Source organism: Streptomyces griseorubiginosus (genome assembly GCF_036345115.1).
In the GTDB taxonomy this organism is placed as follows: Bacteria; Actinomycetota; Actinomycetes; order Streptomycetales; family Streptomycetaceae; genus Streptomyces; species Streptomyces griseorubiginosus_C.
Map to the genome: position 1 here is coordinate 7,211,930 of NZ_CP107766.1, position 13,902 is coordinate 7,225,831.

At 72.0% G+C, this 13,902-nt stretch carries 15 protein-coding genes; 10 read left to right on the forward strand and 5 right to left on the reverse strand.

Features of this window, described 5'->3' with window-relative positions; translation table 11 throughout:
• Window positions 1–117 precede the first annotated feature (117 nt).
• Together OHN19_RS32525 and OHN19_RS32530 are read left to right on the forward strand one after the other, a co-directional pair.
• Complete coding sequence (locus tag OHN19_RS32525) at window positions 118–252, forward strand: SPW_0924 family protein (protein ID WP_123760070.1); 135 nt, start codon at window positions 118–120, stop codon at window positions 250–252.
• Between the two features lie 21 nt (window positions 253–273).
• The gene (locus tag OHN19_RS32530) at window positions 274–1,257 is read left to right on the forward strand and encodes a DUF3068 domain-containing protein (protein WP_330267617.1); all 984 of its coding nucleotides are present in this window, start codon (window positions 274–276) and stop codon (window positions 1,255–1,257) included.
• Here OHN19_RS32530 and hrpB read toward each other — a convergent pair.
• Both hrpB and OHN19_RS32540 read right to left on the reverse strand, forming a co-directional pair.
• Window positions 1,247–3,772 carry an ATP-dependent helicase HrpB gene (gene hrpB, locus OHN19_RS32535; protein WP_330267618.1) on the reverse strand — a complete coding sequence of 842 codons (2,526 nt, stop codon included), beginning with the start codon at window positions 3,770–3,772 and terminating at the stop codon, window positions 1,247–1,249. The two genes, OHN19_RS32530 and hrpB, sit on opposite strands and share 11 nt — an antisense overlap.
• A 39-nt stretch (window positions 3,773–3,811) precedes the next feature.
• Window positions 3,812–4,648, reverse strand: a complete 837-nt coding sequence (locus OHN19_RS32540) for a class I SAM-dependent methyltransferase (protein ID WP_330269764.1) — start codon at window positions 4,646–4,648, stop codon at window positions 3,812–3,814.
• 366 nt (window positions 4,649–5,014) lie between these two features.
• On the opposite strand from OHN19_RS32540, the gene rpsA reads away from it, so the two are divergent.
• From rpsA to OHN19_RS32560, 4 genes are all read left to right on the forward strand, one after another.
• Window positions 5,015–6,511, forward strand: a complete 1,497-nt coding sequence (gene rpsA / locus OHN19_RS32545) for a 30S ribosomal protein S1 (protein WP_123760066.1) — start codon at window positions 5,015–5,017, stop codon at window positions 6,509–6,511.
• A 197-nt stretch (window positions 6,512–6,708) separates the two neighbouring features.
• Window positions 6,709–7,647, forward strand: coding sequence for a PAC2 family protein (locus OHN19_RS32550; protein WP_330267619.1), 939 nt, complete (start codon window positions 6,709–6,711; stop codon window positions 7,645–7,647).
• Window positions 7,648–7,678: 31 nt separating this feature from the next.
• The gene (coaE, locus tag OHN19_RS32555) at window positions 7,679–8,296 is read left to right on the forward strand and encodes a dephospho-CoA kinase (RefSeq protein ID WP_330267620.1); all 618 of its coding nucleotides are present in this window, start codon (window positions 7,679–7,681) and stop codon (window positions 8,294–8,296) included.
• 50 nt (window positions 8,297–8,346) lie between these two features.
• Window positions 8,347–8,727 carry a tetratricopeptide repeat protein gene (locus tag OHN19_RS32560; protein WP_123760063.1) on the forward strand — a complete coding sequence of 127 codons (381 nt, stop codon included), beginning with the start codon at window positions 8,347–8,349 and terminating at the stop codon, window positions 8,725–8,727.
• A 27-nt stretch (window positions 8,728–8,754) separates the two neighbouring features.
• Here OHN19_RS32560 and OHN19_RS32565 read toward each other — a convergent pair whose 3' ends face one another.
• The gene (locus OHN19_RS32565) at window positions 8,755–9,030 is read right to left on the reverse strand and encodes a DUF6343 family protein (RefSeq protein ID WP_330267621.1); all 276 of its coding nucleotides are present in this window, start codon (window positions 9,028–9,030) and stop codon (window positions 8,755–8,757) included.
• Window positions 9,031–9,095: 65 nt separating this feature from the next.
• Between OHN19_RS32565 and OHN19_RS32570 the strand changes: the two genes are divergently transcribed.
• Both OHN19_RS32570 and OHN19_RS32575 read left to right on the forward strand, forming a co-directional pair.
• Window positions 9,096–9,995, forward strand: a complete 900-nt coding sequence (locus tag OHN19_RS32570; protein WP_330267622.1) for an acyltransferase domain-containing protein — start codon at window positions 9,096–9,098, stop codon at window positions 9,993–9,995.
• 72 nt (window positions 9,996–10,067) lie between these two features.
• Window positions 10,068–10,538, forward strand: coding sequence for a DoxX family protein (locus OHN19_RS32575; RefSeq protein WP_330267623.1), 471 nt, complete (start codon window positions 10,068–10,070; stop codon window positions 10,536–10,538).
• Between the two features lie 165 nt (window positions 10,539–10,703).
• Here OHN19_RS32575 and OHN19_RS32580 read toward each other — a convergent pair whose 3' ends face one another.
• Complete coding sequence (locus tag OHN19_RS32580; RefSeq protein WP_330267624.1) at window positions 10,704–11,294, reverse strand: RNA-binding S4 domain-containing protein; 591 nt, start codon at window positions 11,292–11,294, stop codon at window positions 10,704–10,706.
• Window positions 11,295–11,359: 65 nt separating this feature from the next.
• Between OHN19_RS32580 and OHN19_RS32585 the strand changes: the two genes are divergently transcribed.
• Window positions 11,360–12,058: a uracil-DNA glycosylase gene (locus tag OHN19_RS32585; protein WP_330267625.1), complete on the forward strand. Its 699-nt coding sequence runs from the start codon at window positions 11,360–11,362 to the stop codon at window positions 12,056–12,058.
• Between the two features lie 43 nt (window positions 12,059–12,101).
• Window positions 12,102–13,064, forward strand: a complete 963-nt coding sequence (pip, locus tag OHN19_RS32590; RefSeq protein WP_330267626.1) for a prolyl aminopeptidase — start codon at window positions 12,102–12,104, stop codon at window positions 13,062–13,064.
• Here the strand turns inward: pip and OHN19_RS32595 are convergent.
• A complete protein-coding gene (locus OHN19_RS32595; protein ID WP_330267627.1) occupies window positions 13,061–13,729 on the reverse strand; it encodes a GntR family transcriptional regulator in 669 nt (222 codons plus the stop codon). The genes pip and OHN19_RS32595 overlap by 4 nt on opposite strands.
• Between the last annotated feature and the right edge of the window lie 173 nt (window positions 13,730–13,902).

Below are 13,902 nucleotides of genomic sequence, written 5' to 3' on the forward strand. Positions count from 1 at the left end.
TCCGCTACGGCGGACAGGGCGCCCTCCGTCCGTGTGCGACCTGTTCTCATCTCGCCCGGGCGTTGCTACGGTGCCGGACCTGACGATGTATCAGTTCCCGTCCGCAGGGAGGCAGACATGCGCGCCCTGATCGCCGCCACGACCGGTCTCGTCCTGGCGTTCGCGCTGATCCTCGCGATCACCGCCATGGGGCAGCAGACGGGCGGGACATCACCCAAGCCCTTGCTGACGACAGTGCCCGCCCACCCGTAACCGTCCGCCCGGGAGGCCGAGATGCGCCGCAAGACCAGCCTGGTCCTGCTCGCCCTCGCCGTGTTCTTCGCGGCGCTGTCCCCGCTGCTGCGCTGGTACGCCTTCCCGCGCCTGGCCAAGATCCCCGCGAACCAGTACCAGGACATGGTCCTGGAGGCGAAGGACGCCACCCTCCTCGACTACGGCTCGATGACCGCCAAGAAGGTCCCGAAGGTCACCATCGTGCAGACCCTCAAGGGCGATGTGGCGGCCTCCGAGAAGATCGAGAAGACGGCCGGGAAGGACGTCGTCGTCTGGGACGGGCTGTCCTACGTCCAGGGGCCCGACGGGAAGATGGTCTCCGAGATCCCGGAGCGTTACATCTTCGACGCCCACACCCAGGCCCCCGTCCACGCTCCCGGCGAGATGGTCGACGGCGACCGGGTCAAGCGCACCGGCATCGAGTTCAAGTGGCCCTTCCTGACGGAGAAGCGGGACTACGAGTACTTCGACGCGCAGACCCGCACCACCAACCCCATCCACTACAAGGGCACCCGGACCTTCCGCGGGGTGGAGGTCTACTACTTCGAGCAGACCATCCCCTGGACCAAGGTGCCCTTCCCCAAGACCATGCCGGTCAAGGGCATCACCCCCGAGACCGTCGCCAAGACCGGCACCACCCGCTGGTACACCACGGTCCGCAAGTTCTGGGTCGAACCGCTCACCGGAGCCCCGGTCTACGGCGAGGAGATCCACAAGGAGGAGCTGCGCGGCGGCACCCTCCTCGGCGGCCGCGAGAAGGTCACCGCCTTCGCCGGGCACGTGAAGATGCGCGAGGACTACATCGAGCACACCGTCGACCTGGTGAAGTCCAACCGCCTGCTCGTCCTGCTGATGACCTCCTACCTCCCCTGGGGCTACCTGGCCCTGGGCGTCCTGCTCCTGGTCCTCGCCCTGTGGCTGGAGGCCCGAAGCCGCCGCCCGGCCCCGGCGAAGGCCGAGCAACCGCAGCCGGTCACCGCCTGAGCCGCGCGTTGGTGTGCCGCGTCGGCTCGGCGCCGGCCGGGTCCTCCGGCCACGGATGCTTCGGATAGCGGCCGCGCAACTCCGCCCGCACGCCCTTGTAGCCGTCCTTCCAGAACGACGCCAGGTCGGCGGTGACGGCCGCGGGGCGCCCGGCCGGGGAGAGCAGATGGACGAGGAGGGGCACCCCGGCGACCCGCGGCGACTCCTGCAACCCGAACATCTCCTGCAACTTCACCGCGAGGACCGGCTGTTCGGGATTCCCGTAGTCGATCCGGACTCTGGACCCGCTCGGTACGGCGATCCGCTCGGGCGCCAGCTCGTCCAGCCGCGCGGCCTCACCGGAGGCCCACGGCAGGAGTCTGTGGAGCGCCTCTCCGGCGTTCACGCGCGCGAGGTCGGCCCGCCGCCGGGCCCGGCTCAGTTCGGGCTCCAGCCACTCGTCCACGCGCGCGTGGAGCGCCTCGTCGGAGACCTCCGGCCACGGGTCGCCGAGGTGGTGGTGCAGGAACGCGAGCCGCTGCCGCAGTACGTCCGCCTCAGGCGTCCACCGCAGCAGCCGTAGCCCTTCCTGACGCAGCCCCTCGACAAGCGCGTCGCGTACGAGGACGGGGTCGGCGTCGCGCAGCGGCCGCACCGCCAGCTCGATCGCCCCGAGCCGCTCCACCCGCCGCGCCACGACGTCCCCCTCGGCCCAGTGCACCTCCTGGCGCTCGGAGTACAGGGAGGCGGCCGCCGACCTGGCCGTGTCCTCGTCGATCACCGCGGCGAGCTGCACGCGCGCGTGGCCCTTGCCCACGGGCCGGTCCGCCACGGCCACGGCGATCCAGGGGGCGCCTTGCAGCGGGGAGCCGGCGGGGAGTTCGGCGCGGGTGCCGGAGGCCATGAGGTAGGAGCCGCCGTCCTTCCTGGCCACGCGCTCGGGGAAGGCCAAGGCGGCCACCAGCCCGGCGACACCGTCCTCGCCGGCGACCACCGGCCGGGTGCCACCAGGGGCGGGCGCGTCCGTGGACCCCGCCGCGACGGCCCGCAGCCGGCGCACCTCCGCCCGCCACCGCGCCGCATAGGCGTCGCCGCCGCGCCGGGCGGTGCGCAGTGCGCCCACGAGGTCGTCCCCGTACTCCCGAGGCGCCTCCTCGCTCAGCAGCGCGACGACCTCGGCGGCCCGCTCGTCCCCGACCGACGCGGCCGCGTCCAACAGCGCCCGCCCCACCCGCGGGTGCAACCCCAGCCGGGCCAGCCCGACGCCCCGCCCCGTGGCCCGTCCGGCCGGGTCCACCGCGTCCACCGCCGCCAGGGCGGCCCTCGCCGCCGCCATCGCCCCGCCCGGCGGCGGATCCAGCAGCGCCAGGCCGGAGGCGTCGGGATCGCCCCAGCACGCCGCCTGGAGCGCGAACGCCGTCAGGTCGGCCACCTTGATCTCCGGGGCCGGGAAACGCGGCAGACGGGCGTCCTCCGCCTCCGCCCAGCACCGGTACACCGCACCCGGCGCCTCCCGCCCGGCCCGCCCCGCCCGCTGCCGCCCGGCCGCCTGCGAGGCCCGCACGGTCGCCAGCGCGCTCAGCCCCCGCGCGTGGTCCACGCGAGGCTCCCGCGCCAGCCCCGAGTCGACGACCACCCGCACCCCGGGCACGGTCAGGGACGACTCGGCCACCGAGGTCGCGAGGACCACTCGGCGCCGCTCCCCGCCCGTGAGCACCGCGTCCTGCACGGCGGCGGGCGCCCGGCCGTGCACCTGGAGCACCTCCACGTCCCCGAGGCCGCCCAACTGCCCGGCCACGCGCGCGATCTCGCCCACGCCGGGCAGGAAGCACAGCACGTCCCCGTCCCGCTCGGACAGGGCCCGCCGTACGACCGACGCCACGTGCGCGAGCAGCGTGGGATCGACCCGCATGCCGTGCGGCGGCCGCACCGGACGGGCGGGCGGCGCCCAGACGACCTCCACCGGATGTGAGACGCCCGCCGCCTCGACCACGGGCGCGTCGCCCAGGAGCCGGGCCCAGCCCTGCGCGTCCGTCGTCGCGGACGCCGCCAGCAGCCGCAGCTCCGGGCGCAGGGTCTGCCGTACGTCCCACAGGAAGGCCGCGGCCGTGTCCGCGTCCAGATGCCGCTCGTGGCACTCGTCGAGCACCACCACGTCGACGCCCGCCAGCTCCTGGTCGCGCTGGAGCCGCTGGAGCAGCACCCCCGTCGTGACGACCTCCACACGCGTGTGCCGCCCGACCACCCGCTCGCCGCGCACCGTGAACCCGACGCCCTCCCCGGGCTTCTCGCCGAGCAGCCACGCCATCCGCCGGGCGGCCGCGCGGGCGGCGATCCGGCGGGGCTCGGCGACGACGACCCTCCGCGCGGGCGCCTGCGGATCCAGCAGACCTGCCAGGACCAGCGGGACGAGGGTCGTCTTGCCCGTGCCGGGCGGCGCCACCAGGACCGCCGTGCCGCGTCCCTCCAGGGCGTCGCCCAGCGCGGGCAGGGCACTGCGTACGGGAAGGGCGTCCAGGGCGTCGTAACGGATCACGCCCCTAGTGTCGTACGACCGCCCGGACGCCCGAGTCCGTCAGCCCCGCTCGCACACGAAGATCGCCGAGCCCGGGATCAGGTTGCCGCGCAGCGGGGACCAGCCGCCCCACTCCGAGGTGTTCCAGGCCGGCCACTCCGGCTCGACCAGGTCGACCAGGCGGAAGCCGCCAGCGACCACGTCACGGACCCGGTCGCCGATCGTGCGGTGGTGCTCGACGTACACCGCGTCGCCGTTCTCGTCCTGCTCGACGTAGGGCGTGCGGTCGAAGTAGGAGGCGGAGACCGAGAGGCCCTCGGGGCCCGGCTCGTCCGGGAAGGCCCAGCGGATCGGGTGCGTGACCGAGAAGACGAAACGGCCGCCCGGGCGCAGGACCCGGCGCACCTCCTTCAGGACCAGCACCGGGTCGGCGACGAACGGCAGCGCGCCGTACGCCGAGCACGCCAGGTCGAAGGAGCCGTCCGCGAAGGGCAGCGCGCCCGCGTCGGCGCACACCAGGGGGAAGGACGAGCCGATCCGCAGGGCGTGCTGGAGCTGGCGGTGGGAGATGTCGAGGGCGACCGGGCGGGCGCCCTGCGCCGCCAGCCAGCGCGCGCACTGGGCCGCGCCGGCGCCGATCTCCAGGACGTCCCTCCCCTTGAGGTCCTCGGGCGGGCCCAGCAGCTCGGCCTCCACCTCGTCGAGGCCCTCGGGGCCCCACACGAAGCGGTCGTCCCCGAGGAACGTGCCGTGCTCGACCTGGTACTCGTCCGCGTTGCGGTCCCACCAGCCCCGGTTCGCGCGGGCGCTCTCGGTGACGCCGGCGTCGCGCCGGGTGGCCTCCGACTCGGCGTCCGGCCCGGCCGCCTGCTGATGTGATGCGGGCTCTTGGATGATCGGCTCCCTCGTCGTACTCTTCCGTCCAACCCGTCGCGGCGGCCGTCATAAAAGGGACGCCGTCACGCGCGCGTGGCCTCGTGAGACAGGTTTTGTGCCGGGTATGCGGCGATCCGCCCCGGGTGTGCGCCTTCGCGCATTGACCCTGTCCGGCTGCCCCCGTATGCTACAAGTTGCGCTGCGGGCCTGCGCACCTCAGACGTAGCAGGCTGCGCCGCATCTGTCGTATGTCCCCTCGGTTGTCGAGGCGCCATCACCGGATTCCGGTGGGGCGCTTCCTTGGCTGTCCGGCTTCTTCAGAGCGACACGGGCTCCCGGCGTAGCAGTACCTACGACTTCAATGTCCGTACCGGAGCCCTTTCCCACATGACGAGCAGCACCGAGACCACCGCCACCACCCCGCAGGTAGCGGTCAACGACATCGGTAACGAGGAAGCCTTCCTCGCCGCGATCGACGAGACGATCAAGTACTTCAACGACGGCGACATCGTCGACGGCGTCATCGTGAAGGTCGACCGGGACGAGGTCCTGCTCGACATCGGTTACAAGACCGAAGGTGTCATCCCGAGCCGCGAGCTCTCGATCAAGCACGACGTCGACCCCAACGAGGTCGTCGCCGTCGGTGACGAGATCGAAGCCCTTGTTCTCCAGAAGGAGGACAAGGAAGGCCGCCTGATCCTCTCGAAGAAGCGCGCCCAGTACGAGCGTGCCTGGGGCACCATCGAGAAGATCAAGGAAGAGGACGGCATCGTCACCGGTACCGTCATCGAGGTCGTCAAGGGTGGTCTCATCCTCGACATCGGCCTCCGTGGCTTCCTGCCGGCCTCCCTGGTCGAGATGCGCCGTGTCCGCGACCTCCAGCCCTACGTGGGCAAGGAGCTCGAGGCGAAGATCATCGAGCTGGACAAGAACCGCAACAACGTGGTCCTGTCCCGCCGTGCCTGGCTGGAGCAGACCCAGTCCGAGGTCCGCCAGACGTTCCTCACGACCCTCCAGAAGGGTCAGGTCCGTTCCGGCGTCGTCTCCTCGATCGTCAACTTCGGTGCCTTCGTGGACCTGGGTGGCGTCGACGGTCTGGTCCACGTCTCCGAGCTGTCCTGGAAGCACATCGACCACCCCTCCGAGGTTGTCGAGGTCGGCCAGGAAGTCACCGTCGAGGTCCTCGACGTCGACATGGACCGCGAGCGTGTCTCCCTGTCGCTGAAGGCGACCCAGGAAGACCCGTGGCAGCAGTTCGCCCGGACCCACCAGATCGGCCAGGTCGTGCCCGGCAAGGTCACGAAGCTGGTTCCGTTCGGTGCGTTCGTCCGCGTGGACGAGGGCATCGAGGGTCTGGTCCACATCTCCGAGCTGGCCGAGCGCCACGTGGAGATCCCGGAGCAGGTCGTCCAGGTCAACGACGAGATCTTCGTCAAGGTCATCGACATCGACCTCGAGCGTCGCCGGATCTCGCTGTCCCTGAAGCAGGCCAACGAGTCCTTCGGTTCGGACCCGGCCTCGGTCGAGTTCGACCCGACCCTGTACGGCATGGCCGCGTCCTACGACGACCAGGGCAACTACATCTACCCCGAGGGCTTCGACCCCGAGACCAACGACTGGCTCGAGGGCTTCGAGGCTCAGCGCGAGGTGTGGGAGAACCAGTACGCCGAGGCGCAGTCCCGCTTCGAGCAGCACCAGCAGCAGGTCATCAAGAGCCGCGAGGCCGACGCCGCTGCTGCGGCCGAGGGCGGCGACGCTGCGGGTGCGGCTCCGGCCGCGGGTGGTGGCTCGTACTCCTCCGAGGGTGCGGACACCTCCGGTGCGCTGGCTTCCGACGAGGCGCTTGCCGCGCTGCGGGAGAAGCTGGCGGGTGGGCAGAGCTGAACGCCCACTGAGCAGTAGCTCTTGACTGAGGGGCCGTACCTTTCCGGGTGCGGTCCCTCAGTTTTTTGTCTGACGGCCGGTGGGGGTTGATCGCGCAGTTCCCCGCGCCCCTCGGGGCGCTATTTCACGGCACCTGGTGGGAATGCCGCTGTTCCAGGGCGTGTTGACATGTATGAACACGAGGAGGAGCGGTCACTGTGCTTGATCCGCAGGGTTTGTACGCATGGGAGCCCAAGGGCCTCGCCGTCGTCGACATGGCGCTCGCGCAGGAGTCGGCCGGCCTGGTCATGCTCTACCACTTCGACGGATACATCGACGCGGGCGAGACCGGCGACCAGATCGTCGACCGGCTGCTCGACACACTGCCGAACCAGGTCGTGGCCCGTTTCGACCACGACCGGCTCGTGGACTACCGCGCCCGCCGTCCGCTGCTCACCTTCAAGCGGGACCGCTGGACGGAGTACGAGGAGCCCACCATCGACGTGCGGCTCGTCCAGGACGCCACCGGCGCGCCCTTCCTGCTGCTGTCGGGCCCGGAGCCGGACGTCGAGTGGGAGCGCTTCGCCGCCGCCGTCCAGCAGATCGTGGAGCGGCTCGGCGTACGGCTGTCCGTGAACTTCCACGGCATCCCCATGGGCGTGCCCCACACCCGGCCCGTCGGGCTCACCCCGCACGGCAACCGGCACGACCTCGTCCCCGGCCACCGCAGCCCCTTCGAGGAGGCACAGGTGCCCGGCAGCGCCGAGGCCCTCGTCGAGTACCGGCTCATGGAGGCCGGCCACGACGTCCTGGGCGTCGCGGCGCACGTGCCGCACTACATCGCCCGCTCGCCGTACCCGGACGCCGCCCTGACCGTCCTGGAGGCCATCACGGCCGCCACCGGCATGGTCCTGCCCGGCATCGCGCACGCCCTGCGCACCGACGCCCACCGCACCCAGACCGAGATCGACCGGCAGATCCAGGAGGGCGACGAGGACCTGGTCGCCCTGGTGCAGGGCCTCGAGCACCAGTACGACGCGGCGGCCGGCGCGGAGACCAGGGGCAACATGCTCGCCGAGCCGGTGGACATCCCGTCGGCGGACGAGATCGGGCTCGAGTTCGAGCGCTTCCTGGCGGAACGGGAAGGCGACAACTGACGCCCGGCGCCGAGCGTCTAGGCTTCCGGTCATGCTGAAGGTGGGCCTGACCGGCGGTATCGGCGCCGGCAAGAGCGAGGTGTCGAGTCTGCTCGTGGAGCACGGCGCCGTCCTGATCGACGCGGACCGCATCGCACGCGAGGTCGTCGCGCCGGGCACGCCCGGCCTGGCGGCCGTCGTGGAGGCCTTCGGCGAGGACGTACTCGCCGAGGACGGCGGCCTCGACCGGCCGAAACTGGGCTCCATCGTCTTCGCCGACCCGGACCGGCTCGCCGTACTGAACTCGATCGTGCACCCCCTGGTGGGCGCCCGGTCCCGGGAGCTGGAGTCCGCGGCGGCCGAGGACGCCGTCGTCGTCCACGACGTCCCGCTGCTCGCGGAGAACTCGCTCGCCCCGCTCTACGACCTCGTGGTCGTCGTCGACGCGAGCCCCGCCACCCAGCTCGACCGGCTCGTCCGGCTGCGCGGCATGACCGAACAGGACGCACGCGCGCGGATGGCCGCCCAGGCGACGCGCGAGAAGCGCCTGGAGATCGCGGACATCGTGATCGACAACGACGTACCCCTCGACGACCTGCACCTACGCGTGCGGGAGGTGTGGGACGACCTCGTACGACGGGCGCGCGCGTCCCGGCCGTCACAGGAATAGCGTGACCCGGTCCGGGCGTTGAACCCTTCCAGTGAGGGAAGGACTGTGCCGTGCCCGAGATCAGCGGATCGACCGGACGTACTCCGGAGACGCATGTCATCGACTTCCGCGCGGCGGAGCAGTTGCTCACCGCGCGGGACCCGCGAGGCGCGGTGAAGCTGCTCGACTCCGTCATCGCCGCCCACCCGGAGAACACCGCGGCCCGGCTGCTGCGCGCGCGTGCCTTCTTCGCCGCCGCGCAACTGAGGCCCGCCGAACTGGAGTTCACCATCGTCCTGGAGCGCGAGCCCGACAACGCCTTCGCCCACTTCGCGCTCGCCCGCACCTACGAGCGGCAGGGGCGTCCGGACCAGGCCAGGAGGCACTTCCGGCTGGCGGCCGCGCTGGACCCGAACCCGGAGTTCCTGAAGGCGGCGCGGTTCGAGTCCTGAAGCGCCGGCACCCGTAAGACCGGCCGGTTACTTCGGACGGTTCTCCGGCGGGCGGTACGGCGGGATGTCCGGGCCCGGCTGATAGTGCGGGCCCTGGCGGATGTGCCGCAGGATCAGCCACAGGTCGATGGTGATCACCAGCCACAGCGCGCCGCAGGCGACGGCCCACCCGGGGCGTCCCGCCAGCGCGAACGCCGCCGTGCCGGCGATCGTCCAGACCAGCCCCCACACGCTCAGCCAGAACCTCGCCCGCAGCGCACTGCGTGCTGTCGTCGGCTCACTGCCCGTACGCATCGGGATCATCGCTCCTGATTGCACCGTACTCTTCGTAACGGACGTCACCAAAGGTCCGAGCAGGAGGTCACCGCGTGCTTCCGGATGCCGACGAACTGGCCGAGGTGCTGGTGGAACTCGCCGTACCGCACGAGGACGTGGGCGAACTCGTGCGGATCGGCCGACGGGTCGTCGACGACCCGGAGCTGCGGCGATTCCTGGAGCACTCCGTCGACGAACTCGTCCGGGGCATGGGCGAGATCGAGGAACCGGTCACCCTGCCCGAGCTCGACTGGCCGGCCGGTGCCCTGCAACGCTGCTTCCCCGTCTACGTGTTCGTGGCGGCGCTGCCCCACACGCGCGCGTACCACCGCTCACGCGGCATCCCGGCCGACGTCTCCCGGCGCACCCTCGCCGACCTCGGGCGGAACATGGCCATCCACCGCAGGCGGTACGGCAGGGCGGGCGTGCAGTCACCGCGCTGGCTGACCCGGCACTTCCGGGGCGAGCTGTACCAGCTGGGCCGGCTCCAGTTCGAACGGACCGTGTACGGCCCGTGGAACAAGCGGACGCTCGGCGAGGCCGGGCTGGACATCCCCGCCGGTACGCCCTGTCTGAGCCTGCACATCCCCGAGTTCCTCGGCCCGCTGTCACCCCGGTCCTGTGACCGCTCGCTCGCCCTCGCCGCCGACTTCTTCGGCCGGCACTTCGCGGACGAGCCGCACCGGGCCGCGCTGTGTCATTCCTGGCTGCTGGACCCGCAGTTGAAGCGGTACCTGCCCGCCGACTCCAACATCGTCCGGTTCCAGGAACGCTTCCGGCTGGCCCCCGAGGACGCGGAGCCGGAGGACACCGAGCCGGTGCAGTTCGTGTTCGGGGACCCGGAGCTGGCGGTGGAGAGCCTGCCGCGGCGGACGGTGCTGGAGCGGGCGATCGGCGATCACCTGCGGTCCGGCGGCCACTGGTACATCGGGCACGGCTGGTTTCCCCTGTAGCGATGAGTTCCGGTGCGGGTGCGGGTCTAACTCACCGACAGCACCACGGACCGCTTCCCACAGGAGACCCCGATGTCCGAGACCACCGCCCCCGTCACCCGCGCCGCCGCCTCCTCCGTCGCCGGCCCCCGTGTCATCGCCGAGTCCTCGACCGCCCGCGGCCGCCGGGCCCGGATCGCCCTGCGCGTCCTCCAGGTCGTGCTCGCCCTGTTCTACGTCTTCGCCAGCGCGCTCCCCAAGCTGATCGCGCACCCCTCGGCCGCCGAGGGCTTCGACAAGATGGGCTGGGGCAGCGCGGGGATGTACATCATCGGAGCGCTCGAACTCGCGGGCGGGATCGCCCTGTTGGTCCCGGTCCTCCAGTCGGTGGCGGCCGTCGCGCTGAGCGGGCTCATGGTCGGCGCGTTCGTCGTCCAGCTCACCTACTTCGACGGGGAGAACGCGGCGACCCCGCTCATCCTGATCGTCCCGCTCGCCCTGATCGCCTGGGCCCGCCGCCGGCACAACGCGGACCTGGTGCGGCTGCTGCGACGACGGGCGTGAGGTGACTCCACGGCCACGGCGCCGGGGCCGGCCCTGCCCTTCGGGGAAGGGGCCGGTTTCGGCGTGGTGGCCGACGGGGTGTTCCCGCGGGACGCGGGATCGGTGGGCTCCTCGGCGAGCCCGGCAGGGCCCACCAGCTCGGGACGCCCGGCCCGCCCGGCCGGTTCAGTTCCTCGACTCACCCGGTTCGCGTGAGCCACTCGCGCCACCCGGTCCACCCGGGCCGGCGAAGCGGCCGCGGCGGTTGCCCTCCGCGAGGCCGCGCAGGCGTTCCAGTTCCCGGCGGTCGCGCTTGGTGGGGCGGCCGGCGCCGCGGTCGCGGACACCGGCGGGGGCGAAGGCCGCGCGGGGCGGCGGCGGGGGAGAGTTGTCTACGTAGCACTGGGCGGCCACGGGGGCGCCGACCCGCTTGCGGATCAGGCGCTTGACGACGACGATCCGCTCCCGGCCCTCCTGCCGGACCCGCACCTCGTCCCCGACGCGCAGCGAGTGCGCGGGCTTCACGCGCTCGCCGTTCACCTGCACATGCCCGCCCCGGCAGGCGCTGGCTCCCGCGGAACGGGTCTTGACCAGGCGTACGGACCAGATCCAGCTGTCGGTGCGCACGGTCTCGCCGTGCTGCGGCCCGGCCGCCTCCGCGGCGGCGATGGCGGCGACGACCTTCGGGTCCGGTGCGTCAGGGGCCACGGCTTCGGGGGTGACGGCCTGGGAAGCCACGGCCCCGGTCTCGTTGTCGTCCGTACGTTCCACAGCCATGGCTCCGACCTTAGTACCCGGGACCGGGTACCCCGGCGTGCTTTTCCTGCCCGTACGGTGGAGGCGTGGACGCCCTCGCCGAGCTCGACCGCCGGATCGCGGACTGTCGTGCCTGTCCCCGGCTGGTCGACTGGCGGGAGGAGGTGGCCCGGACCAAGCGGGCCGCCTTCTCCGACTGGACGTACTGGGGGCGGCCGGTGCCCGGGTTCGGACCGGCGGACGCGCGGATGCTGATCGTCGGGCTCGCCCCGGCAGCGCACGGCGGGAACCGCACGGGGCGGATGTTCACCGGTGACCGCTCCGGCGACGTGCTGTACCAGGCGCTGTACGACATCGGGCTGGCCTCGCAGCCGACGGCCGTGGCCGCCGACGACGGGCTGGAACTGTACGGCGTGCGGGTCACCTCGCCCGTGCACTGCGCGCCGCCCGCCAACAAGCCGACGCCCGGGGAGCGCGACACCTGCCGGCCCTGGCTGGTCCAGGAGCTGAACCTGCTGCGGCCGACCCTGCGGTCCGTCGTCGTGCTCGGCGCCTTCGGCTGGCAGGCGGCGCTGCCCGCGTTCGCGGCGGCCGGCTGGAGCGTGCCCCGGCCGAGGCCCGCCTTCGGGCACGGGGCACGCGTCCCGCTCGACGGCCTCGAACTCTTCGGCTGCTTCCACGTCAGCCAGCGCAACACCTTCACCGGCAAGCTCACGCCCGGGATGCTGAGGGAGGTGCTGAGTACGGCGGCGGAGGTGGCGGGACTGCGGGGTCGTACCGCTTGAAAAGGGGGCGACGACGCCGTCGTACGACGGCTAGGGTCGCCGGATGCCTCTCTACCCGGAGATCGAACCGTACGACCACGGCATGCTCGACGTCGGCGACGGCAACCGCGTGTACTGGGAGACCTGCGGGAATCCGGACGGCAAGCCGGCGGTGGTGCTGCACGGCGGGCCGGGGTCCGGGTGCACGCCCTGGGCGCGCCGGCTGTTCGATCCGGCCCTGTACCGGGTCGTGCTGCTCGACCAGCGGGGCGCCGGGCGGTCCACCCCGCACGCGAGCGCGTACGAGACGGACATGAGCGTCAACACACTGCCCCGTCTCATCGCGGACCTGGAGTCGTTGCGGCGGCATCTGGGGATCGGGCGGTGGCTGGTGTGGGGGGTGTCGTTCGGGTCGGTGCTGGGGCTGCGGTACGCGCAGACGCATCCTGATGTCGTGACGGAGCTCGTGCTGACGGGGGTGGCGACAGGGTCCGACGCCGAGGTCGCCCTGCTCACCAGGGGGATGGGGAAGATCTTCCCCGAGGCTTTCGAACGGTTCGTGGGCGAGCTGAGCCCCGCCGAGCGGGGCGGGAACCTCGCCGCCGCGTACAACCGGTTGCTGGAGTCGCCCGACGCGGCGGTGCGTGAGCGGGCGGCACGGGCCTGGACGGACTGGGAGACCGCGACCATTCCCGCCCCGCCCGGGTCGGTCGAGCGTTTCCAGGACCCGGTGTTCCGCATGGGCTTCGCCCGTACCGTCACCCACTACTGGGGCAAGGGCCACTTCCTCGACGAGGACGGCGTCGTGCTGCGCGACGCGCCCCTGTTGAAGGACGTCCCCGGCACCCTCGTGCAGGGCAGTCTCGACTTCGGCAACCTCCTCGGCACCGTCTGGTGGCTCCATCACGCCTGGCCGGGCAGCGAGTTGACGGTGATCGACGAGGCCGGGCACGGCCCCGGGAACCCCGGAGCGGTCAAGGCGCTGGTGGAGGCGACGGACAGGTACGCGCGCGGCCGGACCCGCTAGACCGGCTCGCCCGCGTCCCCGAACAACTGCCGTACCGTCGACTCGTAGTTGGTCCGCACGTGTGCCAGCGCGTGCGCGCGGGCCCGCTCCGGGTCGCCGGAGGCGATGGCCTCGTACAAGTCGCGGTGCTCGACGAGGAGTTGGGGCCACTCCTCGTTCCGCCGGGTCATCCAGCGCAGGCGCCCCGCAACCGGTTCCAGCGCCTCGACCAGCAGGCTGTTGCGGGCCATGGCCACGATGCTGTCGTGCAGACGGCTGTTGACGTCGGTGATGGCCTCCGCGTCGCCCGCCTCGGTCGCGGCCGCCGCCAGGTCGAGCAGCCGCTCCACCTCGGCGAGGTCCTGCGGGGTGGCGCGGGCCGCGGCGAGCCCGGCGGCGTACACCTCCAGGGCCTCGCGCAGCTCGAAGAGCTCCTTGACGTCGTTCGGGGTCAGTCGCCGTACGACGATCCGGCGCGGTGTCTCGAAGTGGACGAAGCCCTCGGCGACCAGCGCGCGGATCGCCTCGCGGACCGGTACCCGGGAGACCCCGAAGCGGTCGGCGAGCTCCCGCTCCACCAGCCGGTCGCCGGGGCGCAGTCCGCCCGCGATGATCTCCTGCCGCAGGGTGGCCAGGACGCGTTCGCGGACGGCGCCGAGGGGCTCGGTGTTCGTCGTGGAGCTCATGGAGCCATCTTCCCCGACGCAGGACCCGTCGTTGACGCGGGAGCTGTTTTACGGAGCCTTAACGAACGCGACATCGGTCGGAACTCTTGACGGCGGGACCATGTCGGCAGTTTGGTATACCAAAACTGGATGCCAGGCGGCCGCCATCCTCCTCCTGTCCCCGTCCTTGGAGG

Bases quoted from the DNA above. Each gene is read 5' to 3' on its own strand.
- OHN19_RS32525 (WP_123760070.1), top strand. From the start codon at position 118: ATGCGCGCCCTGATCGCCGCCACGACCGGTCTCGTCCTGGCGTTCGCG.
- OHN19_RS32530 (WP_330267617.1), top strand. From the start codon at position 274: ATGCGCCGCAAGACCAGCCTGGTCCTGCTCGCCCTCGCCGTGTTCTTC.
- rpsA (WP_123760066.1), top strand. From the start codon at position 5,015: ATGACGAGCAGCACCGAGACCACCGCCACCACCCCGCAGGTAGCGGTC.
- coaE (WP_330267620.1), top strand. From the start codon at position 7,679: ATGCTGAAGGTGGGCCTGACCGGCGGTATCGGCGCCGGCAAGAGCGAG.
- OHN19_RS32565 (WP_330267621.1), bottom strand. From the start codon at position 9,030: ATGATCCCGATGCGTACGGGCAGTGAGCCGACGACAGCACGCAGTGCG.
- OHN19_RS32575 (WP_330267623.1), top strand. From the start codon at position 10,068: ATGTCCGAGACCACCGCCCCCGTCACCCGCGCCGCCGCCTCCTCCGTC.
- OHN19_RS32580 (WP_330267624.1), bottom strand. From the start codon at position 11,294: ATGGCTGTGGAACGTACGGACGACAACGAGACCGGGGCCGTGGCTTCC.
- pip (WP_330267626.1), top strand. From the start codon at position 12,102: ATGCCTCTCTACCCGGAGATCGAACCGTACGACCACGGCATGCTCGAC.
- OHN19_RS32595 (WP_330267627.1), bottom strand. From the start codon at position 13,729: ATGAGCTCCACGACGAACACCGAGCCCCTCGGCGCCGTCCGCGAACGC.